At 43.8% G+C, this 22,310-nt stretch carries 22 protein-coding genes and 1 pseudogene; 6 read left to right on the top strand and 17 right to left on the bottom strand.

The features are described 5' to 3' along the window. Positions 1-2 precede the first annotated feature (2 nt). Positions 3-1,217, top strand: a complete 1,215-nt coding sequence (locus tag TPSD3_RS04590; RefSeq protein ID WP_086487418.1) for a multifunctional CCA addition/repair protein — start codon at positions 3-5, stop codon at positions 1,215-1,217. Here TPSD3_RS04590 and TPSD3_RS04585 read toward each other — a convergent pair. Continuing rightward, complete coding sequence (locus tag TPSD3_RS04585) at positions 1,214-1,819, bottom strand: hypothetical protein (protein WP_086487417.1); 606 nt, start codon at positions 1,817-1,819, stop codon at positions 1,214-1,216. The genes TPSD3_RS04590 and TPSD3_RS04585 overlap by 4 nt on opposite strands. A 233-nt stretch (positions 1,820-2,052) precedes the next feature. Here TPSD3_RS04585 and lolA point away from each other — a divergent pair, with 233 nt between their 5' ends. From lolA to TPSD3_RS04570, 3 genes are all read left to right on the top strand, one after another. After that, complete coding sequence (gene lolA, locus TPSD3_RS04580; protein WP_140048482.1) at positions 2,053-2,679, top strand: outer membrane lipoprotein periplasmic chaperone LolA; 627 nt, start codon at positions 2,053-2,055, stop codon at positions 2,677-2,679. A gap of 95 nt (positions 2,680-2,774) precedes the next feature. After that, complete coding sequence (gene pbpC, locus TPSD3_RS04575) at positions 2,775-4,955, top strand: penicillin-binding protein 1C (RefSeq protein WP_245391522.1); 2,181 nt, start codon at positions 2,775-2,777, stop codon at positions 4,953-4,955. A gap of 35 nt (positions 4,956-4,990) precedes the next feature. Beyond that, a complete protein-coding gene (locus TPSD3_RS04570) occupies positions 4,991-5,749 on the top strand; it encodes an MBL fold metallo-hydrolase (protein ID WP_086487414.1) in 759 nt (252 codons plus the stop codon). Between the two features lie 106 nt (positions 5,750-5,855). On the opposite strand, the pseudogene TPSD3_RS17875 reads toward TPSD3_RS04570, so the two are convergent. The 6 genes and pseudogenes from TPSD3_RS17875 to TPSD3_RS04535 form a co-directional block, all read right to left on the bottom strand. Further along, positions 5,856-6,559: pseudogene (locus TPSD3_RS17875) on the bottom strand (formate dehydrogenase subunit gamma). 308 nt (positions 6,560-6,867) lie between these two features. Beyond that, positions 6,868-7,056, bottom strand: coding sequence for a hypothetical protein (locus TPSD3_RS04555; protein ID WP_086487411.1), 189 nt, complete (start codon positions 7,054-7,056; stop codon positions 6,868-6,870). Beyond that, positions 7,046-7,633 carry a formate dehydrogenase FDH3 subunit beta gene (gene fdh3B, locus TPSD3_RS04550; RefSeq protein ID WP_086487410.1) on the bottom strand — a complete coding sequence of 196 codons (588 nt, stop codon included), beginning with the start codon at positions 7,631-7,633 and terminating at the stop codon, positions 7,046-7,048. The genes TPSD3_RS04555 and fdh3B overlap by 11 nt, the downstream gene beginning before the upstream one ends. An 18-nt stretch (positions 7,634-7,651) precedes the next feature. Continuing rightward, a complete protein-coding gene (locus TPSD3_RS04545; protein ID WP_245391521.1) occupies positions 7,652-10,522 on the bottom strand; it encodes a formate dehydrogenase subunit alpha in 2,871 nt (956 codons plus the stop codon). Between the two features lie 24 nt (positions 10,523-10,546). Continuing rightward, positions 10,547-10,738: a twin-arginine translocation signal domain-containing protein gene (locus TPSD3_RS04540; RefSeq protein WP_086487409.1), complete on the bottom strand. Its 192-nt coding sequence runs from the start codon at positions 10,736-10,738 to the stop codon at positions 10,547-10,549. Between the two features lie 61 nt (positions 10,739-10,799). Beyond that, entirely contained in the window at positions 10,800-11,432 is a 633-nt protein-coding gene (locus TPSD3_RS04535) for a TorD/DmsD family molecular chaperone (RefSeq protein WP_086487408.1), read from the bottom strand. Positions 11,433-11,679: 247 nt separating this feature from the next. Between TPSD3_RS04535 and TPSD3_RS04530 the strand changes: the two genes are divergently transcribed. Both TPSD3_RS04530 and TPSD3_RS04525 read left to right on the top strand, forming a co-directional pair. Next, a complete protein-coding gene (locus TPSD3_RS04530) occupies positions 11,680-12,348 on the top strand; it encodes a carbonic anhydrase (RefSeq protein WP_245391520.1) in 669 nt (222 codons plus the stop codon). 228 nt (positions 12,349-12,576) lie between these two features. Beyond that, positions 12,577-12,795 carry a hypothetical protein gene (locus TPSD3_RS04525; RefSeq protein WP_086487406.1) on the top strand — a complete coding sequence of 73 codons (219 nt, stop codon included), beginning with the start codon at positions 12,577-12,579 and terminating at the stop codon, positions 12,793-12,795. Between the two features lie 76 nt (positions 12,796-12,871). Here the strand turns inward: TPSD3_RS04525 and TPSD3_RS04520 are convergent, their stop codons facing one another. The 10 genes from TPSD3_RS04520 to sixA form a co-directional block, all read right to left on the bottom strand. Further along, positions 12,872-13,207: a 4a-hydroxytetrahydrobiopterin dehydratase gene (locus tag TPSD3_RS04520; protein ID WP_086487405.1), complete on the bottom strand. Its 336-nt coding sequence runs from the start codon at positions 13,205-13,207 to the stop codon at positions 12,872-12,874. A 25-nt stretch (positions 13,208-13,232) separates the two neighbouring features. After that, positions 13,233-13,814, bottom strand: a complete 582-nt coding sequence (locus tag TPSD3_RS04515; RefSeq protein ID WP_086487404.1) for an anthranilate synthase component II — start codon at positions 13,812-13,814, stop codon at positions 13,233-13,235. Between the two features lie 4 nt (positions 13,815-13,818). After that, positions 13,819-15,300, bottom strand: coding sequence for an anthranilate synthase component I (trpE, locus tag TPSD3_RS04510; RefSeq protein WP_086487507.1), 1,482 nt, complete (start codon positions 15,298-15,300; stop codon positions 13,819-13,821). A 111-nt stretch (positions 15,301-15,411) separates the two neighbouring features. Further along, positions 15,412-16,695, bottom strand: coding sequence for a Tol-Pal system beta propeller repeat protein TolB (tolB, locus tag TPSD3_RS04505; RefSeq protein ID WP_086487403.1), 1,284 nt, complete (start codon positions 16,693-16,695; stop codon positions 15,412-15,414). 17 nt (positions 16,696-16,712) lie between these two features. Next, positions 16,713-17,681 (bottom strand): cell envelope integrity protein TolA, encoded by a 969-nt coding sequence (gene tolA / locus TPSD3_RS04500; protein ID WP_086487402.1) that lies wholly within the window; start codon positions 17,679-17,681, stop codon positions 16,713-16,715. Positions 17,682-17,821: 140 nt separating this feature from the next. Further along, positions 17,822-18,715, bottom strand: a complete 894-nt coding sequence (locus tag TPSD3_RS04495) for a DUF4340 domain-containing protein (protein WP_086487401.1) — start codon at positions 18,713-18,715, stop codon at positions 17,822-17,824. 3 nt (positions 18,716-18,718) lie between these two features. Continuing rightward, a complete protein-coding gene (locus TPSD3_RS04490; protein WP_086487400.1) occupies positions 18,719-20,092 on the bottom strand; it encodes a GldG family protein in 1,374 nt (457 codons plus the stop codon). A gap of 10 nt (positions 20,093-20,102) precedes the next feature. Further along, complete coding sequence (locus tag TPSD3_RS04485; protein ID WP_086487399.1) at positions 20,103-20,846, bottom strand: ABC transporter permease subunit; 744 nt, start codon at positions 20,844-20,846, stop codon at positions 20,103-20,105. A 6-nt stretch (positions 20,847-20,852) separates the two neighbouring features. Further along, positions 20,853-21,776 (bottom strand): ABC transporter ATP-binding protein, encoded by a 924-nt coding sequence (locus TPSD3_RS04480; protein WP_086487398.1) that lies wholly within the window; start codon positions 21,774-21,776, stop codon positions 20,853-20,855. 20 nt (positions 21,777-21,796) lie between these two features. Continuing rightward, positions 21,797-22,297, bottom strand: coding sequence for a phosphohistidine phosphatase SixA (gene sixA / locus TPSD3_RS04475; RefSeq protein WP_086487397.1), 501 nt, complete (start codon positions 22,295-22,297; stop codon positions 21,797-21,799). Positions 22,298-22,310 lie beyond the last annotated feature (13 nt).

Raw genomic sequence — 22,310 nt, 5'->3', positions numbered from 1 at the left:
TAATGGATATTTATCGAGTCGGTGGCGCGGTGCGGGATCGACTGTTGGGACGGGACAGTCAAGATAATGATTGGGTAATCGTTGGTGCAACCGCAGAACAGTTGTTAAATCAAGGATTTACCCAAGTGGGTAAAGATTTTCCTGTATTTTTACATCCAAAAACTCAAGAAGAATATGCGTTAGCCCGCACCGAACGTAAGACTCATAAAGGCTACAAAGGTTTTGCCGTCACCGCTGATAATAGTGTGACATTAGAACAGGATTTGCAACGCCGCGATCTCACGATTAACGCCATGGCGGAAACAACAGACGGGCAACTGATTGATCCTTATGGGGGTTATCAGGATTTGCAAGCAGGAATTTTACGGCATGTGTCGCCTGCGTTTGCGGAAGACCCCGTACGTATTCTTAGAGTGGCACGCTTTGCGGCGCGTTACAATTTTACGATTGCCCGTGAAACGCACGCCTTAATGTGTGACATGGTGCAGCAAGGGGAAGTGAATGCGCTTGTGCCTGAGCGTGTGTGGCAAGAAACGGAGAAGGCTTTATCAGAGCCTTATTGTTGGCGATTTGTCACCGTGTTGCGGGATTGCGGCGCGTTGGCGGTGCTTTTTCCTGAATTGGATCGTTTATTTGGTGTGCCACAGCCTGCGACTTATCACCCTGAAATTGACACGGGAGAACATATTTTATTGGCTTTGCAACAAGCGCGGCAATTAACTGAAGATTCCGTCATTATTTTCGCGGTATTAACCCACGATTTAGGCAAAGGAATAACCGATCCAACACAATGGCCACATCATTACGGTCATGAGCAATTAGGGGTGAATTTAATTATTCAATTATGCAAACGTTTTAAGATACCTAAAGCCCATGAAGAACTCGCTAAATTAGTCGCAGAATATCACACACATTGTCATCAATTATTACAACTTAATCCTAAAACAATTTTAAAAACATTATTGGCGGTGGATGCTATCCGTCGGCCGCATCGATTTGAGCAATTTTTGCAGGCATGTGAAGCAGATGCCCGTGGACGCACGGGATTTGAGGCGCGAGACTACCCCCAAGCGCGTTTATTTGCCAGTGCATTGAAAACGTTACAAACAGTTGATTATCACGATTTGCTTGAGAAAGAATTGCAAGGAAAATTATTTGCCGAAGCCTTGCATAAAAAACGTTTACAAGCATTGGTTGATTGGCGCAATTCGGTTTAATGCTTGGTTTTTGTTTCGTCAAAAACGCGCTCTTGTTGTTCTCGAAAGATACGCAATTGTCCCCCTTCATCGCGCAACCAAAATTTATTGCTGGCTTTTAATTTTTTTACACTGGATTTAGACGCATCATAAGCAGAAAAATCAATATTAAAAATAACCAACTTTTCCTTGTCCACATTAGTATCTACAATACTGATGTAGCTGTCAATTTTATTAACAGGCCGTTTCCATTTTTTAAAATAGTTTTTTTTATCTAAAAGAATATCTTTATGCTTAACATTTCCTGATGTGAAATAATCCACTTGTTCACTATAATAGCCTAAAATTTTCTCTATATTTTCTTGATGCACTGCATAAAAAAATGACATCAAGAAAAAGCGCACATTTTCTTGAGAAAAAATATCTTTTGAAGCGATTGACGGGGAAATCGGTAATGGCTGCTCTAAAGTAGTCCAGGGTTCAGATAAATCTGTTTTTATTTGCAGCGGCTGAGATCGTTCTTTATAAAAACGATCCAAAAATATTAAACTCAACAAAACCAATATCATTGACAAAATAATGATCACAATTTCGACGATAATAAGCGGTTTTACGGGTTGCATGTTTTGAAGTGTTGACACCAAACTTTTTTAGTTGCGCCATTCTCAGCGAGGAAGTTTCCATGTGAGAAGGAAGAGAGTCACATGATGTGCTATTATAGTGGTTAGTTTCGTAAACACAATTGTTTCGTTTTTCTTTTTACGGATTATAAAAAATAACTGATTGATTTATTCGGAAAATTTTCGCGGTGAGCATTAAAACACAAGCCCACCTATTTTTTCTCAACGCAGAGGATATGATGAAACATTATATTATTTTAGGCTTATTATTTGGAATATTGGGTTTGAATCAAGCCGTATTGGCGAATGAAACGGCTTTATTAAACCAATTCTTAGATCAATTAAACACATTACAGGCGCAATTTCAACAGAAATTGTACAATGAACAAGGCGAATTATTAGAAACTTCTGCGGGGCAATTGTCTTTAAAACGTCCCAATCGATTCCGTTGGCATTATCAAAATCCTTACGAACAATTAATTGTTGCCGATGGCGAATATGTGTGGATTTATGACACTGATTTAGAGCAAGTGACGCAACGCGAATTAGCCCAAGCATTAGGCAACACTCCTGCTTTTTTAATTAGTCCTGTGCATCAGGTGGATCAGGATTTTACGGTGGCTTTATTAGAGAATAGCGAAGTGGTTACTCGTTTTTTATTAAAACCAAAAAACAGTGAAGCACAATTTTCTAGCATTGAAATCTGGTTAAAAGATATGCAATTGCAAGGCTTGCGTTTACAAGATAATTTGGGGCAATTCACGGCGATTGATTTTTCTAATCAAGTTTTAAATCAGGCATTAGATGAAAAATTATTTATTTTTACGCCGCCGCCTCATGTTGATGTGATCCAAGATATGTGATTTTTTTAATGGGCTGGTCTATGGATTGAGTATTTATCATGAAACGGTTTGTGTGGCGAAGTTTATTTTTTTCAGTGTTAGCAATAGGCCTATTCATGTTTTTGACTTGGCAAGATTTGCAACCATTTCCTGATGATTTAATGCTGCGGGATTCGGAAGTTAAAAAGGTGCAAATTCTGGATCGCGCTAATCATCCATTAACGGTGACTTATCAAAATGATTGGAATCTGCATGATAGGGTTTCTTTACACCAAATTCCAGAAACATTACAGCACATTATTATCCTATCTGAAGATCAACGTTTTTATGAACATTCGGGGGTAGATTGGTCGGCGCGATGGCACGCTTTATTGCAGAATATAAAAGCAGGGAGAATTGTGCGCGGTGCCAGCACCATTACCGAACAAGCGGTGCGAATGCTGCACCCGCGCCCGCGCACGTTTTGGTCGCGTTGGGTGGAGGGATTTGAGGCTTATCGTTTAGAGCAGCAATTTTCTAAAGCGGATATTTTAGAATTCTATTTAAATCAAGTGCCTTACGCCAGTAATCGGCGCGGCGTGGTGCAAGCGGCACGACATTATTTTGACCGCGATTTGGAAACTTTAAATTTAAAAGAAATGGTGGTTTTAGCGGTTTTAGTGCGCTCGCCAAGTCGTTTAGATTTGCGATATGGTAATAAAGACATTAGACCTTCGTTAAAAGGATTAACCGAACGTTTATTGGCTCAGAAATTAATCACTGAAATAGAATATCAAGCCATTCTTAATTCCCCGCTGCAATTAAATGATCCACCATTACCTGTTCAAGCCACTCATTTTGCTAATCATTTATATCGCCATTCATCCGATTTTATCACAGAAAATCAAGCTAAGTTACACTCGACTTTAGACGGCCAATTACAACAAAAATTACAAGCTATTCTGGATCAACGTTTACGCAATCTTGTTAATCGTCAAGTAAAGCATGGGGCAATTTTGGTGGTAGATCATGCGCAAAATAATGAAATATTGACATGGGTGAATTCGGGAATCTTTTCTGCAAATGGGCGCGCCGCCAGTCAAATCGATGCGATTACCACGCCTAGACAGCCCGGATCGACTTTAAAACCGTTTTTATATGCGATGGCATTGGAGCGCGGCTGGCACGCGGCAACGTTAATTGACGATGCGCCTTTGGCTGAAGCGGTGGGGACAGGGTTGCATCATTATCGCAATTATAGCCGTACTTATTATGGTTTGTTACGTTTGCGGGATGCGTTGGGGAATTCTTTAAATACACCCGCTGTTCGCACAGTACAATATGTGGGTACTTCTGCTTTTTTAATGCAGTTGCGCGAATTGGGTTTTAATAGTTTAGGTGCGGATGTAGATTTTTATGGCGATGGTTTGGCATTAGGCAATGGTGAAGTGACTTTATTAGAATTAGTTCAGGCTTACACTGTGCTGGCGAAACAAGGTATTTTTACGCCATTAAAATGGTTGAAAAACGCGGATAATTCTAAAAATAATCGCTTTTTATTTACGCCAGAAGTGAGCAGTTTAATTGCGGATATTTTATCAGACCCTGATGCGCGTCGTTTAGAATTTGGTCAAGGGGGATTATTGCATTTTCCCGTACAAACGGCAATAAAAACAGGAACTTCAACAGATTATAGAGATGCGTGGGCAATTGGTTTTAATTATCGTTATACGGTAGGAATTTGGTTAGGAAATTTGGATCAGCAGCCGATGTTAAGCGTATCGGGCGCGAGTAGTCCTGCATTAATTTTGCGGGCAGTATTTGCGGAATTAAATCGCCATCAAGATACGCAAGCCTTGCCATTAAGTCCGCAATTAAGTGCGGTTGAAATTTGTCGAGAAACGGGACTTATTAAAAAGGGTCATGATGATTGTAATAGTCGTTTAGAATGGTTCACAACGGATCATTTAATTGCTTTACAAGAAACGTCGAATAATCACGTTAATCAAGCCGAAATAAAACAAATTCATTTAAAGCAACCTGCTGAATATGTGCAATTGGCTCTTGATCCTAGGATTCCTGAGCAGCAAGAGGCTTTTGCTTTAATATTAGCCGAGCCATTGCCGAAAGGAAAAGGCAAAATTGAGTGGTTAATTAATCAACAAATTGTCGGGGTAACGGATTTAAATACGCCGCGTTTTTTATGGCCTTTACAACGCGGTTCTCACCACGCCCAAGCCCGCGTTATTGCGCTGTCAGATTCTCATGGAGACAGCAAAGAATGGCTTACGCCTGCGGTGGGGTTTTTGGTGAAATAGGGGGGTTGGTATATTAATAACCGTGAGTGGATAACATGATTTTTAAACAATTATTTGAACCTGAATCTTGCACTTATACCTATTTAATTGGCTGCGAAGAAACAGGGGAATGTGCATTAATTGATCCCGTTTTAGAAACCGCAGAACGAGATTTAACGTTAATTCAACAATTAGGCTTAAAATTACACTATACCATTGAAACGCATATTCATGCCGATCATTTAACAGGCGCACGCAAATTACGCCAATTGGCAGGCAGTCAAATTGCGGTTGCTGCAATGGATAATTTACCGTGTGCTGATATTGGTATTGAAGATGGTAAAGTGATTCATGTGGGTCATTTGTCTTTATTGCCGCTTTACACGCCCGGACACACCGACACGCATCATGCTTATTTATTCACTAGCAATGCCCATCAGTTATTATTCACGGGCGACGCGCTGTTAATAGAAGCCTGTGGCCGCACGGATTTCCAATCAGGCGATGCCAGCCAATTGTATCAAAGCATTCACAATCGATTTTTTAGCTTACCTGATGAAACGCTAGTTTATCCCGGACATGATTATGAAGGGCGTTGTGTCAGTACGATTTTGCAAGAAAAACAACGCAATCCACGGTTAGGAAATAATAAATCATTAGCCGAATTCGTCGCCATAATGAACGGGTTAAAACTGAGTTATCCGCGTAAAATTGATTTTGCCGTACCGGGCAATCGCTTATGTGGTGAATGTCCGCCTAATGTACCAGAAGAATTGCGCACCCGTTGCGATGTGCAAGATCATCAACAGGGATAAGGTTATTTTTTAGAATAAACCAGTTTTTATAACTTCTGATTCCCCCAAAAAAAAGGGACAATCTCCAACCGAGATTATCCCTTTTTCCACTCGCAAATTGATTTGCTTAAAAGCGAGAATGTTTCACTTCTTCAAACCACAGATCATGGTGTTGTTTCGCCCAACTTTCATCGACATCACCGCTGACCATGCCTTCTAACGCGCCTTCTGTGCCGAGGGTGGCAATGTAAATATGCCCTAAGGTAAACGCCATCCACAGAATGCCCACGCCCGCATGAAGTAAATGAGCCAATTGCATATCACCACGAGATTGACCGAAAATCGGTAAATATAAAATCAGTCCCGTGATCGCCACCGTCAAACCCGCAAAAAACACCACCCAATACCACACCTTTTCCCACCGTTCATAAATTCGGCTGAAGGGTGTCCCTTGCCAATGATGCCACCACCACGCGCAAACCAACGCACGTCAATATGGGTAAAAAAGTTATTTTTTAACCACACCAACAGCATAATCACCAAGAAAAATACGAAAAACGGCCCCACCCAATGATGCACTTGATGCGCCACTTGCGCATAGGCCGCAAACGCTTCTTTACCCAATAACGGAATCAGTACCGCTCGCCCAAATAACAAACTTAATCCCGTCACCGCCAGTAGGAAAAATCCCACCGTCACAATCCAATGCAACCAACGTTCTAACACATGCCAACGTTGAATTTTTACGCCCGTGCGCGGATGTTCTAGCTTAATTTTGCCGCGAATCAGGTAAAACAATAAAATACCCACAAATGCCGCTATTAAACCCATTGCGCCATAAGTCGCTAAAGGGCCATTACGCAACTGTCGCCAATTCTGACCGCTAGAATTGATCAGAACCGTACCCGCTTCATGCGCATTTAACGCCGTATAAGCCGACTCAGATTGACCTTGACGCACATCACGCCAATAATCTGACCGCGGATTGCTTGACGTTTCAGCGGTAGCAACAGGCATCCACGCAGACAGCGCGTAAAAACCACTCGGCAGTAACACCGATAAAGCCAATATGCTCCATAAAGCCCAAGCCATAATTCGCCGAGCGCGTGGATTCGATCTCAATGCCATTTTTTCACTCCTTAACGATCCGTTTGCACCTGATGAAAACGGTCTTGTAACATAACTGCACGTTCAGAGACGGAAGCCAAATCATCCGTTTTTCCACGATATTGACCCGCATCGTGTAGAACCATTTCCTGAGGGTCTTCATAACAAGCGGTCAGTAACACACTGGCAGCAATAAGGATTAATGATGGATTAACCTTCATAAGCAGTATTCCATCCCCACACCTGAGGACGGCCTCCGCGTCGCGCAATCCGTTCCCGATAGACCTTAGACACCAAATCGCCATCGCCCGCTAACAAAGCTTTGGTAGAACACATTTCTGCACATAAAGGCAATTTGCCTTCAGCAAGGCGATTGCGGCCGTATTTTTCCCATTCGGTTTGAGAATGGTTTTCTTCGGGTCCGCCGGCGCAGAACGTACATTTATCCATTTTGCCGCGTGCGCCGTATTGACTGGTTTGCGGGTATTGTGGCGCGCCAAATGGGCAAGCGTAAAAACAATAACCACAACCAATACATAAATCTTTGTCGTGTAAAACAACACCATCTTCTGTCGTATAAAAACAATCGACAGGACACACCGCCGCACAAGGCGCATCACTACAGTGCATACAGGCGACGGATAACGACCGCTCACCGGGTTGTCCATCGTCTAAGGTCACAACCCGCCGACGGTTAATGCCCCAAGGCACTTCATGCTCATTTTTGCACGCAGTGACACACGCATTACATTCAATACAACGTTCGACATCACATAAAAACTTCATTCTAGCCGTCATAGTAAACCGTCCTTAAACTCAAGCGGAGTGAATTTGACAAATGGAAACTTTAGTTTCCTGCATTGCGGTGACTGCATCGTAGCCATAGGTAAATGCAATATTACAGGATTCGCCAGAAACGTAAGGCTCTGAACCTGTGGGATATTTATGACGGCGATTTTCTCCTTGGAAATGACCCGCAAAATGGAACGGCATAAAAACCACACCCGGTGCCACGCGCCGCGTCACCAAAGCCATCACTTTGACTTTTCCGCCTTCGGGACTGTGCAACCACACCATATTGCCATCTCGAACACCACGGTCTGTGGCATCTTTCGGATTGATTTCGACGAACATGTGCTGTTGCAATTCGGCTAACCACGGATTAGAGCGGGTTTCATCGCCACCGCCTTCGTATTCGACCAAACGACCGCTGGTCATGATCAAGGGAAAATCTTTTGAATAATCCTTAGCTTGCACGGAACTGTATCGCGTTGGCAAACGATAGAATGATTTGCGATCTTCGTAAGTCGGGTATTTTTCCACCAAATCCCGCCGAGTAGTGTATAACGGTTCACGATGCAACGGCACTGGATCAGGGAAATTCCACACCACACAACGCGCTTTACCATTACCAAAAGGCGCGCAATTGTGATCAATCACCACCCGTTGAATACCACCCGATAAATCCGTTTTCCAATTTCGGCCTTCAGCGGCTTTTTGTTCTTCCGCAGTTAAATCTGACCACCAGCCCAGTTGTTTTAACAAATCAGCCGTGAATTCGGGATAACCGTCTTTGATGGCAGAATCTTTACTGTAAGAATTTTCAGCCAGCAAATTCACACCATTGCGTTCTACACCAAACGCCGCACGGAACGGTAAACCCCCACGCGCCACCACTTCACTGGTGTCATATAATACATGGGTGCCGGGATGTTTCATTTCCGGCGTTCCCCAACACGGCCACGGTAATCCGTAAACTTCACCATCCAATGTGCCGCCTTCGGCCAAGAGTGACGTGGTATTGAAATCACCCCAATGTTGTTGATGGGCTTTTAAGCGTTCGGGACTTTGTCCTGTATAACCAATAGTCCACATGCCGCGATTAAATTCGCGGGTAATGTCTTCGATCAGCGGCTCATCTTGATTCACCGCGATGTGTTTACATAATTCGTCGGCAAAACCGAACTTTTTAGCAAATTTGTAAATGATCGTGTGATCGGGTAAAGATTCAAACAGCGGCTCCATGACTTTGTCGCGCCACTGAATGGAACGATTAGAAGCGGTTACAGAACCATAGGTTTCAAATTGCGTACAAGCAGGCAGCAAATATAAATTATCCGTGCGATCTTGCATGACCGCGGTGGCTGTGGGATAAGGATCGACAACCACCAGTAATTCTAATTTTTCCATCGCCTCTTTCATTTCAGGGCCGCGAGTTTGGCTATTGGGCGCGTGTCCCCAGAAAATCATGGCTTTTAACTGATCTTTTTGCGCAATATTCTCCGCGCTCTCTAATACCCCATCAATCCAACGTGATACAGTAATTCCATCAGAATTCATAGGCGACAATTCGCCTTCATAACGTGCGCTGTCAAAACGCGCTTTGAGCCATTCGTAATCCAAATCCCACACTTCAGCCCAATGTTTCCACGCGCCTTCGTTCAAACCGTAATAACCCGGTAAACTGTTAGACAACACGCCCACATCGGTTGCGCCTTGCACGTTGTCGTGACCGCGGAAAATATTCGTTCCGCCACCAGCCACACCCATGTTGCCTAAAGCCAATTGAAGAATACAATAAGCGCGGGTATTGTTACTGCCTGTCGTATGTTGTGTTCCTCCCATACACCAGACTAATGTTCCCGGCCGGTGTTCAGCCATGATTTTAGTGGCTTCATACACTTGTTTTTCGGGAACACCCGTGACACGCTCCACTTCGGCCGGTGGCCATTTCTCGACCTCGGTGCGAATCTCGTCCATACCGTAAACGCGCTGTTGTAAGAAACTTTCATCTTCCCACTTGTTAGCAAATACGTGCCATAACATGCCCCAAATCAAAGCCACATCACTGCCCGGCCGCAAACGCAAGTAATAATCCGCATGAGCCGCTGTGCGAGTAAAACGCGGATCAACCACGATCATTTTCGCACCCCGCTCTTTGGCACGGAAAATATGCAAAAGTGATACAGGATGCGCTTCTGCGGGATTCCCCCCGATAATCAAAATCGCCTTACTGTTGTGCATGTCGTTGTAAGAATTGGTCATGGCCCCATATCCCCACGTACTGGCAACGCCTGATACGGTGGTGGAATGGCAAATGCGCGCTTGATGATCGACGTTATTCGTTCCCCACAAGGCAGCAAATTTACGGAATAAATAAGCTTGTTCGTTACTGTGTTTGGCTGATCCGAGCCAGTACACGGAATCAGGGCCTGATTTTTCTCGAATGGCTAATAATTTTTCGCTTAATTCATCAATGGCTTGTTCCCATGTTAAGCGTTTCCATTGGCCATTTTCCATTTTCATGGGATATTTTAAGCGGCGGTCGCCATGTCCATGTTCTCGAATGGCCGTGCCTTTGGCACAGTGCGCACCGAGATTAAACGGATGATCAAATGCGGGTTCTTGTCCTGTCCATACGCCCTCTTGGACTTCGGCAATAATGCCGCAACCGACTGAACAATGGGTGCAAATGGTACGGACTTCTTTGACAGGAGATGTGCTGGCAGGATTGGCGGCGGGGGTCGCGTCGGCTTTTTTCATCACCACTTGTGATCCAGCCAACACCGCAGCTATCCCTCCCACCGCTAATCCTGAACGTTGTAAAAAAGTACGGCGATCAATGGCTTCGACGTGAGGCGTGTCGTTGGTTTTTTCGCTCGATTGGCGTTTGACTAATTTCATCATCACTGAATTTACCTTTTAATAGAATTAATCTTGTAAGGTGCGATAATAAGCCCGAATATGCGGCGTTTCGTGATAGCCCGTTGGCTCCGCGGCGGGTACGACGGCGGTGGCTGTATCGGATTCTGCTAAGGCAGGCAATGCCGCACTGACCGCAGTGACTCCGCTCAAGGCGGCGATATTTTTAAGAAAATCCCGACGATTAACAGTTGAATTCATAAGAAATTCTCCAATGGAGTGGTGAAATAATGCGTTTTTAACAGGCTTCGCGTCGTTTCACTCACTGATGTAACATTGAAAACGCTTGGCGTTCCAGATTAAAAAATTGTTCGCCCAAATGGCCGACACTGCGATAAAAACGGGCATGTTGTGCGTGTTGCAATTCGTTGAAAAAACGCCCAACCCATGAGGCTAAATAATGCTCAAAAAATTGTTGTTGGGTGTCGTAGGTGTAATCTTCTGAGTGTTGAATTAATACACTCATGGTTTGACACAATAAAGCAATGTGATCTTCGGGTTCGCGTAAGGTTTCGCTGCGCGTCAGTCCCAATTGTGCCAAGTCACTGCGTAAACGCGCTAAGGGTTTATCCATTAACATGCCCGTCAAATACCAACAGGCATACGGGATCAATTCTCCGCGTCCTAACCCGATGAATAAGCCGTTATATTCCAACTCAATATCACTGGCTTTGGCACGCAACGCAGCCAGTTTTAACTGCGCCCAAGCCAATTGCATGGGTTTGATGGCGTTGTGATCGAGTTGTAATTGACTCAACTGCTCCAATCTATCGGCATCGGGGGGAGACAGCAGCAGCGTAGAAAGCAGCAAGTATACGTCAGCACGTTGCCACTCTGGGTTATTATCTTCGGGAAGGTGCAATGGTTCGGTGGTGCGCAGGGTGATGGCGATCATGGTCAGGTTTCCTCACTCATTATTCTGTCTGAACATTCTGAAATTCTTGATTCAGACAAAGGTATCCTTTGGCAGTTTTTTTTAATCATTGCCTGAGCTAAACGGCAATGCCGATAAACGAAGGCAATTTTGAGTCCGTATCTTTTTGAAAAAAAAGCAAGGAATCGCGTTAATGAGCGCGCAACATGGAAAGTGTTTACAATAACTGGGTTATTTTAACCCTCTTATTAACCCACATAGGGTCATTTTGACTCACCAACACCATTTCACCGCGGAGGGACGAGGTGTGGATTTAGAACAGATTTTTAAGAATAACGAGGCATGGATTGCTAAAAAGTTGGAAGTCGATCCCGACTATTTCCAGCGACTGGCACAACCGCAAACGCCTGAGATTTTGTATATCGGCTGTTCAGACAGTCGCGTGTCGGCGGAAGAGTTGATGGGTTTGGAGCCGGGACAGGCGTTTGTGCATCGTAATATTGCCAATATGGTGGTGAGCATTGATGTCAACTTGATGTCGGTGTTGAAATTTGCAATACGTCATTTGCATGTTAAACACGTGATTGTTTGTGGGCATTATGGCTGTGGGGGTGTGCGTGCGGCGATGCGGCAGGAAGATTTAGGGATTTTAAACCCGTGGTTGCGCAATATTCGTGATGTTTATCGCTTACATAAACTTGAATTAAATGCGATTAGCGACGAAACCGCCCGTTATAACCGCTTGATCGAATTGAATGTGCAGGAACAGTGCATTAATTTGATCAAAACCGCAGCAGTACAACAAGCCTATAAACAGCGTTTGTTAAAAGTACATGGCTGGGTATTTGATATTTATACGGGAAAATTGATCGACTTAAAGATTCCCTTTGACGATATTTTAAAGCAGATTATGGAAATCTATGATCTAGGCGTGTAAAAAAGAGGGTTGAATCAGAAACTAAGGCCTATCAGATTCAACCCTCTGTCGATTAAAAGCCGCAATAAAAATGTAACAAAAATGTCATGAAATTGACATAAAACTATTTTGCTAATAAATTCTTAATGTTAAAGCTAAAAAATCATTTTCTGACACAGAACCAATGTTGCATTGCGATAAGAAATGTTTTATTTTAAGGACGTGTTTAACATGACAGGAGAACACGTGATGACAAATGTAAAATTAATTAATATTTATCTGGATGGTTTTCGCGCCAGTCATTATGGCAAATTGACTTCTTGCGCTTGTCCTTTTCCAGAGAATACCGAGATGGCGACCCATTGGCTGCGTGGTTTTGATTGTGGCTGTAAGGTCGATGATGTGCTTGATGTGGCTTTAAGAAAACTCATTACCCCCTCCTCTTCTAGCGTTGCCCAGTTGAATTAGTGCAAGGCAACACGCGATGGATGCGCGTAGGCGAACGTGCCTAGCGCATCCTACAGTAATACCTAAACTAAAACAATTAAGCCACTAGCGCATCTATTTTAGCCGCACAAATAAAATCATTCTCAGACAAACCGTTTAACGCATGAGTGCTGTAGTGAATGACACAGGTTTTATAGCCGACGGTTAATTCAGGATGATGATCTTCGCGGTGCGCGATCCACGCCACGGCATTGACAAAAGCCATTGTCTCGTAAAAATTTTTAAACTGAAACGTGCGCATAATCTCGCGTCCGTCATCGCTTAACTGCCATTGTTGGGCTAATTTGTTCAGCAAACGGCTGGCTTCTTGTGGCGTTAAAGGAGACACTCCGCCTTCGCATACCTTGCAATGTTGACTGGCTAAATCGCTCATATTGTTATCCTGTGCTTTGGTGATCTCAATGACGGCGCAAAAAGTTTTGTAATAACTGATGACCGTGTTCTGTTAAAATCGATTCGGGGTGAAACTGTACACCTTCTACGGGCAGCGTTTTGTGTTTCACGCCCATAATTTCATCACGCTGTCCTGCGTCATTTTGCGTCCATGCCGTGACTTCCAAACAATCTGGAACTTGTTGTGGATCAATCACTAAAGAATGATAGCGCGTGGCTCTAAACGGATTGGGCAGCCCTGAAAATACGCCGACATTGGCATGATAAACCAAAGATGTCTTACCGTGCATCAATTGCCGCGCATGAACAATTGCCCCGCCATACGCCTGCCCAATACTCTGATGTCCCAAACACACGCCTAAAATGGGAATTTTCCCTGCAAAGGTGCTGATTGCCGCAAGCGAAATACCTGCTTCTGTGGGCGTGCAAGGGCCGGGTGAAATCACTAAATATGTCGGTTGTTTGGCTTCAATTTGCGCGATATTAATCTGATCATTACGGAAAACTTCAACCGTTTCTCCCAATTCACCAAAATACTGCACTAAATTATACGTAAAAGAATCATAATTATCGATCATCAGTAACATGCTGTTATCCTTGATGTAAACCTGCCGCAGCGAGAGCTAAGGCGCGAAACATAGCGCGTCCTTTATTCATGGTTTCTTGCCATTCATTTTCAGGAATCGAATCCGCTACAATTCCCGCACCTGCTTGAATGTGCAATTGCTGATCTTTAATAATTGCCGTGCGAATGGCAATGGCTAAATCCATATCTCCTTGCCACGATAAATAACCCACTGCTCCGCCATAAATTCCGCGTTTTACGGGTTCTAATTCGTCAATAATTTCCATCGCCCGAATTTTAGGTGCGCCGCTTAATGTGCCAGCGGGAAACGTGGCACGCAACACATCCATCGCGGTCAAATTATCGCGCAATTGCCCCGTCACATTAGACACAATGTGCATGACATGGGAATAACGTTCAATTAACATTTTCTCAGACAAATGCACACTGCCAATTTCCGCCACTCTTCCCACATCATTTCGTCCCAAATCAATTAACATTAAATGTTCGGCTAATTCTTTGGGATCGTTTAATAAATCTTGTTCATACTGCACATCTTCCTCTGGCGTTTTCCCTCGCGGGCGCGTGCCAGCAATAGGGCGCACGGTGACATGATTACCTTGCAAACGCACTAATATTTCTGGCGAAGAACCCACAATGTGAAACGCATCTAAATTGAAAAAATATAAATAAGGCGAAGGATTTAATCCGCGTAAAATTCGATACACATCCAACGGCGGCACATCGCAAGGAATAGATAAACGCTGCGATAAAACCACCTGCATAATGTCGCCTTCAACAATATAGGCTTTGGCACGATTCACCGCTTGTTCAAATTTTTCTTGTGTAAATCCTGAAATAAAATCCGTTTCTGCGATATGTTGTGGTGTGGTTTCAACCAAAGGTAAAACTAAAGGTTGTCGTAATTGCTGAATTAATTGGGTCAAACGCGCTTGGGCATGAGCAAATGCGTCTTTCTCATGGGGATCGGCATGAACAATGACGTGCAAACGCCCTGTTAAATTATCAAAAACTAAAACTTCATCAGAAAGCATCAGTAAAATATCAGGCGTTTTTAATAGATCAGGTAACTGATTCTGCGCTAATTTTGGTTCAATATAACGCACCGTATCATAACCAAAATATCCCACTAATCCTCCCGTAAAGCGAGGTTGATCCATTAATACAGGAACACGGAATTGTTGCTGATAATGTTCAATCCAATGTAGCGGGTCTGTGACAGTGAATTGTTCCACACATTGTTTATCTAAGAAAATCGCAATATCATACCCTGAAATGTGGATAATGCGCCGCGCAGGTAAACCGATAATGGAATAACGCCCCCATTGTTCGCCGCCTTGCACCGATTCTAATAGATAAGAATAAGGGGCATTCGCCACTTTTAAATAAGCACTTAATGGTGTATCTAAGTCAGCTAATATTTCTCGACACACAGGAATACGATTATATCCTTGTTGAGACAATCGCTGGAATTGTTCAAAATTCATCATGTCACATTATCCATAAAATTCGTATTAATTCATGTGATTTTTTTCACAAATCCCATGACTTTTAAAAGGACAGTATTAATCTGTCCTTTTTTATCCTGCCTTTATTTTTTAATCGGCAAAAGGCGACCATGCGGGTTCGCGCACCTCCTGACCCGCACCGACCGCTAAACGTTGATGCACACGTCCATCGCTGGAAACCGCAGCCAAATCGCGTCCTGAACCGTATAAAATCATACTGCCATTGGGAGCGAAGGTGGGCGATTCGTCAGAAGAACTACGAGATAAGGTGGTAAATTGCCGTATTTGTAGATCGTATAAGGCGATACGATAGCCATTTCCGCCGTTATGTAAAACAGCCAATTGTGTGCCGTCGGGAGAAAAACGCGGACGGGCATTGTAGTTACCTGTAAAAGTAAGACGCTGCGGCGTACCACCAGAGGCAGACATTTGATAAATTTGTGGATTACCACCGCGATCTGAAGTGAATACGATAGAGCTGCCATCAGGAGACCAATCCGGTTCCGTATCAATCGCAGGATGATTGGTTAAGCGGGTAAATTGGCTAGAACGGAGACTTAACACATAAATTTCTGGATTACCGTCCTTAGACAAACTCATGGCAAGACGAGAACCATCTGGCGACCACGCGGGCGCACTGTTCAATCCCGCACTGGATGAAACAATATTACGCCGTCCCGTGCGCACATTCTGCACATAAATCGCAGTGCGTTTGCCTTCAAAAGAGACATAAGCCACGCTTTGCCCATCGGGAGACCATGAGGGGGACAAGATGGGTTCTCTGGATTCGAGCATAATTTGTGGATTGCCGCCGTCGGCATCGGCTACATTGAGACGATAAATTCTGCCTCCTGATCCGCGAGTCATGGTGACATAGACAATGCGGGTAGAAAATACGCCACGTTCGCCCGTGATGGCTTGGTAAATGGCATCGCTGATTTGGTGGGCGACTTGGCGTAAAGTGCTACTGGTGGCACTGTAGCGTAAACCTAATAATTGCACTTCTCGGAAAACGTCGAATAATTGAAATTCAACCGTATAACCTTGCGTGGCACTTCCAGAAATACGTCCAATCACCAAATGTGGCATACTGACCTGTTGCCACACGGGAAACTGCACTTGGCTGTTATCAACGGGTAAAGCAGGTAAACGTGCCGTAGGCATGGGATCGAAGCGGCCGCTACGGTGCAAATTGCTGCTAATGATACCTGCCATGTCAATGGGAGAAGTAGCCATTCCCGCTTGTATCCCAAACGGCACAATGGCAATGGGTAATCCACCTTGTCGTCCGCCCGTGATTTCAATGGTGAGCATATCTTGAGCAAATGCAGGGCTGGTTAAGTAAAACAGTAAAAAAATAATGAATTTTCTCATCTTGGTTTCCTAAAAATTTATTGGCTTGCGTCAAATTTAAAACGAAATTGGCGAAATTTATCAAAGACATCTGCATTTTGCGAAATGGAAACGGGTAAAGGCGATGCACTGCGAATGGCTTGTTCGGCAGAGCGGTCAAAAACAGTATTGCCGCTGCTTTTCACCACCGAAGCAGAACCCACTGTGCCATCAGGCAATAAACGTACTTCAATAATGCAACTCAGTGCGTTAGTTGTATTAGGAGGGCGAATCCAGCGTTGTTTGACGCGCTGTTGGATTAACGCCATGACTTGGCCGACTCTTTGCGTCATTCGCGCCTGATCGGCCGCACCTCTGGCCGCGGCGGCATCGGCTTGGGCTTTAGCGGCGGCGGCTTCTTTGCGTTTACGCTCGGCTTCTTCTTTTTCCTTGCGTTTTTGCTCTTCGGCGCGTTTACGTTCGGCGGCTTCTTTGCGTTTACGCTCGGCTTCTTCTTTTTCCTTGCGTTGTTGCGCTTCGGTGCGCTTGCGTTCGGCGGCTTCTTTGCGTTCTTGTTCTTTGATGCGTTTGCGTTCGGCTTCTTCTTTTTCCTTGCGTTTTTGTTCTTCGGCGCGTTTGCGTTCGGCGGCTTCTTTGCGTTTTTGTTCTTCGATGCGTTTGCGTTCGGTTTCGGCTTCGATTTTAGCCTGTTCTTGTTTTTTCAACTCTAATAAGGCTAATTGTGCCGATTCGTCGGGTTCTTCTACAATTGGTTCTGGTTCTGGCTCTGGTATAACAACAGGTTCCGGTATAGGTTCTACAACAGGCGTTTCCACCACGGGCAGCGGTGGCGGTGGTTCTTCCAAGTCAAGCTCTGGATCAATCAGTAATTCTGCCTCAATCACTTGATAATTTTGCGAAGCAGGCAAAACAAACACTAGGGTATTTTTTGAAAAAAGCCAGTATGAAACCGCTAACATCAAGTGAAATAATACCGCAAAAAATACGGCAAAAAAATCGTCACGCATTTAAAATGACTCAAGGCATCAGGAAAATAAAATGGTTTAGGCCAATCGACAAAAGACAGGGATAATACCGCTCACGATGGCGATGTTATCCCTGCCTAAAGATCATGAATGAGGCATTATAAGGCGAGTCGCGCTGATTTTCAGCGATTCAAGGCCAATATATCTGCCTGCGTTGCTGAAAAATGATAGCGAACCCCACGCTCAGGTGCCGCAAGAATCAGTTCAGGATGGGTGCTGACCTGATAAAGCAACCATGGCGACTCTTCCCCTGTGGATTTCTCCAAATAAATTTGTACCATAGGAAAAGTTGACCATTCCACCTCATTTTCCGTCTGAAGGGAAACATTCAAAGCCTGCAAACTTTGCCAGCGGGTGGCTAATGCCGTGAGATCGTGGGTTTTAAGGGCTTGGGTGTGGTCTTTGGTTTCAGTCAGTTGCCATTGTCCATCAATCTTTTCTAAGGTGAATTGCGGTAAAACCAATTTCTTAAAAGAAGCCTGTTGTCCGAATGGAAAAAGACTAGAAAAATCTGCCGCAGACTGACCCAATATCATATCAAAATGATCGTCTAATAAATAAACCATTCTACCAATTAATACATAACGTTGTTGGGTGTTAATTGGCGTGCTATCTCCCAAACTGATATTAAAATCATCAAACCAAATTCTCGCTATCGGCGGATTTAATTTTAAAGCGGCTAAATCAGGAATTTCTTCATTCAAGGCCACATAGCGGTGAGTGGTTAAAATGTCTAATAACTTATTCACCCGAAAAGTGCGGGCGGGTAAGTTAAGCGGTTTCAACAATTGCCATTCATCGGCATTCAGGCGGGTTAAATGAAGTTCATCATGTCCATGGCGTTGAATGCGGATATTTTGTATCTCATTGGGTTTTCGATGGGTTAGGGGAGGAGTTTCACACGGCTCACCTTTTTCACATCGCCCACCATTACCGCGGGCAATCACCACCGCAATCACCAAAAGAAAGATGATCAGTAATAGGACGAAATTAACCCACCAGCGGTGTGACAACATAAGTTATACACTCCTTTTACGATAAGCATAAATAATAAATCCCGTGCTAAATAAAGCAATCGGTAAAATAACCAAGAAAAATAAACCCAATAAACTGGCTTGTAATGAATGTAAAGATAAGGTTTTATCTAAATCCATTCGTGCGGGAATCGTAATAAATTGCTCATCGCGCACCAGCCAATTTACCAAACGCAGTCCCAAGTCCAAATTGCCGCCGTTATTTAAATAGGTATTGGACAAGAAATCACCATCGCCAATCAATACCACACGTTGTTCTAATAATTCCGTGCTGTCATCGGCTAATGTCACTTCATAATGACGTGTTAGCACTAAACCCAGCGCGAGGGGGCCAGAAATGTCTTGGTCTGCATCAAATTGCGGTGGTTTTTGTTGCGGGGACTGCTCTAACCACGTTTGTGCAGGGGTTAATAAAAAAGGAGATTGTGACCAATTTTCGGGCGGATTGGCAGTCAATCCAATCGACTCAGGAAATAAAGTGGTATAAGCAAAATCAGCCACAATAGCATGTCTTGTATAGCGATTTAATGTAATTAATGTTGGGTTATTCACACCCAATATCTGGCTATTTAAATCAACCATTATTCCTGATTGTTTCTCCACGCCCAAATAAGCCAATAATTCAGCCGAATCTCCATGACTGTCTGGGTCTAATAACCACAGTAAATTGCCACCTTGCTGCAAATAATCCTTAATCGCCGCCATTTCGCCCGCCAATAAAGATGAGCGAATACTGGCTAAAACCAATAAACCCGTTTCTTCAGGCAAATCACCTTGCTGCGCAAAATGATGGGTATCGACAACAAAACCCCGTGAGCGCAAATGATCCGCAAAATCAGTGACATCATGATGACCAAACTGCTCTGGGCTGCGTTCGCCGTGTCCAGTGAGAAAGGTTAAATAACGATTCTCAGGGCGAATTAAACGTTGCAAGGCATTGGTAATTGTCTCTTCGCTAATCTCACGCAATTGTTCATAACGACCTTGATAATGAATAAATAATTCACCATCATTTTGAATCTCTAATTCTCTGACTTCCATTGGCATGGTGTGGGGATTAACCCATTCCGTTATCAGCGGCGAATAAGCCCGTTGATAGGGTGCAATAATTTCTTGCATCAATGTTTTTAAAGATTCGTTTTCAGTGACATAGATACGAAATAATAATTCTTCTTTAAATTGCGCTAATATCGCTTGGCTGGCCGCTGATAAAGTATGACGCTGGGGTTTCGTCCAATCACTTTTAATCGAATAATGCACACTTAACCAAGCCAATAATCCAATGAGTATTGTGAATATTATCACAAAAATCCAGCCACTGAATCGAATAAACCAGCGATTTTTATTATTAATAAACATAAGAAAATTTTTAATTGGCGCGTTCGCTGTCTAATTGATGATAACTCAGTCCTAAAAAAAATAAACTCACCCAAATATAATAAAGAATATGGGTGCTATCCACTAAACCTGTAATTAAAACTTGATAATGGGTTTGTAAGGATAGGTAATGAAATAAAGCCGATTCATCGCCCCCCGCCCAATCCAATATCCATAATAACAGTAAAACAACTAGAGTCGTCATGGCCGCGACCAACGGTTGATGATTTCGGATAGATAAGTACAAACCCACCGCAATCAACGCCGCCGACAACAACCACGCCGCTAAAAAAGCCGCAGCCAATTGTCCCATATCTAACGTTGTCCCAAATAATAAAGATAAAGGCATGAGCATGGCGATTAATAACAATAATGTGATAAATCCCCATATTCCAATAAATTTACCTAAAACAATTTGCCACGTCGATAATGGTGCCGATAACAGTAAAATTAAGCTGTGTTGTCGCCGTTCTTCTGCAATTAAACGCATGGTTAAAAACGGCGTAATAAACACCAAAATAAAACCCAGCCAATTAAACCACGGCGTTAAAATTAATTCACTCATACCGGGCATTCCTTCCTGTTGCAACAATTGCGCTTGCACGTCGGATTGAGTAAAAACATAAACCAATACCGCAAAAACCCACGCTAAAATAAACTGTACTAAGGCTAAAATACTCCAACCCAATAAACCAGTTAATAAACTGCACCATTCACGTCCAGCAATAATCCACATAACGACCTACGATAACTGGGTTAATTCGATAAATAATTGTTCTAATGTGCGATATTCGGGAGTTAATTCAAATAATCCCCATCGTTCTGCCGCGGCGGCTTGCACAATCGCATCTGTGGGCAATTGGCCGGGGGAACAGTGTAAACGCCACTTGTTGGGCGTTATGCTTTCGACTTGTTGCACATTTGGTAATATTTTCAAGCGGGCAAGACTGGGCGCGTGATGTAAACCTAAGGTGAGGGTGGTCACGGGTTGATGCAATAAATCGCGTAGCGCACCTTGTAAAACACAACGCCCCGCTTGTAAAATTTGCACATGGGTACAAATGCTTTGTACTTCGTTTAATAAATGCGTCGATACAATCACAGCCCGTTGTTGTCCCAATTTTTGGATCAACTCGCGTACACTGTGACTTTGCACCGGGTCAAGTCCCACCGTCGGCTCGTCTAATACCACCACCGAAGGCGAATGAACAATAGCCTGTGCAATACCGACGCGCTGTTGATAACCCTTTGATAAGTTAGCAATTAAACGACGATAAACGCCTGTCAATCCACAAGTATTCAGCACTTCATCTACGGCTTGATGGGTTTCTGTTTTCGATAAACCATGTAAACGCGCACAAAAACGCAAATATTCGTCCACACGACATTCAGGATACAACGGGGGATGCTCCGGTAAATAGCCCAATTGGGACTTTGCGGCTAAGGGCGAATCCAACAAATCAAACCCCGCCAAACGAATTTGTCCCGACGTAGGAGCTAAATTCCCAGTGAGCATTTGCATGGTGGTGGTTTTTCCCGCGCCATTGGTGCCGAGAAATCCCACCACTTGCCCCCGTTTCACTTCAAAACTCAGTGCATCCACCGCACAAAAATGACCGTAAAAACGAGACAATTCCACCGCAGAAATTAAAGGCAATTCGTCCATATTTTACTGTTCAATTCGCCTTATAATTCTTGTAATTGTGATGCGGTTAATAACCACGCCAATTTGCCTTGTCCCACGATCACTTGTTCATCCCATTTTAATAAACACGCGCCACCTTTCTTTAAAGGCAACCATAATCCCACATTCCCTGTTAATAACCAACTGGCCAACGCTCCCAAATCAGGCGCATGACCAATTAAAGCTAAACATTCTTGACGCGGATGTTGTTGCAACCATTCTAAAACATCTTCGCGTTCTCCCCGCGGCGATAAAGCCGGTAACAAAACGCGAGAAGATTGACCATAAACATCCATGACAATATCAGCCGTCTGCACCGCTCGCACCAACGGACTGCTGGCCAAAGCGTGCAATGACGGCACTAATTTTTTTAAGCCCAACGCCACATCGCGCATTTTTCGCTTACCCTTGGGGGTTAATTCGCGCAATTCGTCGGCTTGTCCGCGCAAGGCAAAATCTTCACGGTCTTGCGCAATGCCATGTCGTATTAATAAAATATCCATCCTTATTTATCCT

Origin of the sequence: Thioflexithrix psekupsensis, from assembly GCF_002149925.1 — a bacterium.
GTDB classification, from domain to species: domain Bacteria; phylum Pseudomonadota; class Gammaproteobacteria; order Beggiatoales; family Beggiatoaceae; genus Thioflexithrix; species Thioflexithrix psekupsensis.
The sequence above is the reverse complement of the archived record's forward strand: the minus strand, read 5'-3'. Positions and strand labels throughout refer to the sequence as shown.

Excerpts from the sequence above, each read along its gene's own strand:
- TPSD3_RS04590 (WP_086487418.1), top strand. The coding sequence starts at position 3 with ATGGATATTTATCGAGTCGGTGGCGCGGTGCGGGATCGACTGTTGGGA.
- TPSD3_RS04585 (WP_086487417.1), bottom strand. The coding sequence starts at position 1,819 with ATGCAACCCGTAAAACCGCTTATTATCGTCGAAATTGTGATCATTATT.
- lolA (WP_140048482.1), top strand. The coding sequence starts at position 2,053 with ATGATGAAACATTATATTATTTTAGGCTTATTATTTGGAATATTGGGT.
- pbpC (WP_245391522.1), top strand. The coding sequence starts at position 2,775 with ATGTTTTTGACTTGGCAAGATTTGCAACCATTTCCTGATGATTTAATG.
- TPSD3_RS04570 (WP_086487414.1), top strand. The coding sequence starts at position 4,991 with ATGATTTTTAAACAATTATTTGAACCTGAATCTTGCACTTATACCTAT.
- TPSD3_RS04555 (WP_086487411.1), bottom strand. The coding sequence starts at position 7,056 with ATGAAGGTTAATCCATCATTAATCCTTATTGCTGCCAGTGTGTTACTG.
- fdh3B (WP_086487410.1), bottom strand. The coding sequence starts at position 7,633 with ATGACGGCTAGAATGAAGTTTTTATGTGATGTCGAACGTTGTATTGAA.
- TPSD3_RS04545 (WP_245391521.1), bottom strand. The coding sequence starts at position 10,522 with ATGATGAAATTAGTCAAACGCCAATCGAGCGAAAAAACCAACGACACG.
- TPSD3_RS04540 (WP_086487409.1), bottom strand. The coding sequence starts at position 10,738 with ATGAATTCAACTGTTAATCGTCGGGATTTTCTTAAAAATATCGCCGCC.
- TPSD3_RS04535 (WP_086487408.1), bottom strand. The coding sequence starts at position 11,432 with ATGATCGCCATCACCCTGCGCACCACCGAACCATTGCACCTTCCCGAA.
- TPSD3_RS04525 (WP_086487406.1), top strand. The coding sequence starts at position 12,577 with ATGACAAATGTAAAATTAATTAATATTTATCTGGATGGTTTTCGCGCC.
- TPSD3_RS04520 (WP_086487405.1), bottom strand. The coding sequence starts at position 13,207 with ATGAGCGATTTAGCCAGTCAACATTGCAAGGTATGCGAAGGCGGAGTG.
- TPSD3_RS04515 (WP_086487404.1), bottom strand. The coding sequence starts at position 13,814 with ATGTTACTGATGATCGATAATTATGATTCTTTTACGTATAATTTAGTG.
- trpE (WP_086487507.1), bottom strand. The coding sequence starts at position 15,300 with ATGAATTTTGAACAATTCCAGCGATTGTCTCAACAAGGATATAATCGT.
- tolB (WP_086487403.1), bottom strand. The coding sequence starts at position 16,695 with ATGAGAAAATTCATTATTTTTTTACTGTTTTACTTAACCAGCCCTGCA.
- tolA (WP_086487402.1), bottom strand. The coding sequence starts at position 17,681 with ATGCGTGACGATTTTTTTGCCGTATTTTTTGCGGTATTATTTCACTTG.
- TPSD3_RS04495 (WP_086487401.1), bottom strand. The coding sequence starts at position 18,715 with ATGTTGTCACACCGCTGGTGGGTTAATTTCGTCCTATTACTGATCATC.
- TPSD3_RS04490 (WP_086487400.1), bottom strand. The coding sequence starts at position 20,092 with ATGTTTATTAATAATAAAAATCGCTGGTTTATTCGATTCAGTGGCTGG.
- TPSD3_RS04485 (WP_086487399.1), bottom strand. The coding sequence starts at position 20,846 with ATGTGGATTATTGCTGGACGTGAATGGTGCAGTTTATTAACTGGTTTA.
- TPSD3_RS04480 (WP_086487398.1), bottom strand. The coding sequence starts at position 21,776 with ATGGACGAATTGCCTTTAATTTCTGCGGTGGAATTGTCTCGTTTTTAC.
- sixA (WP_086487397.1), bottom strand. The coding sequence starts at position 22,297 with ATGGATATTTTATTAATACGACATGGCATTGCGCAAGACCGTGAAGAT.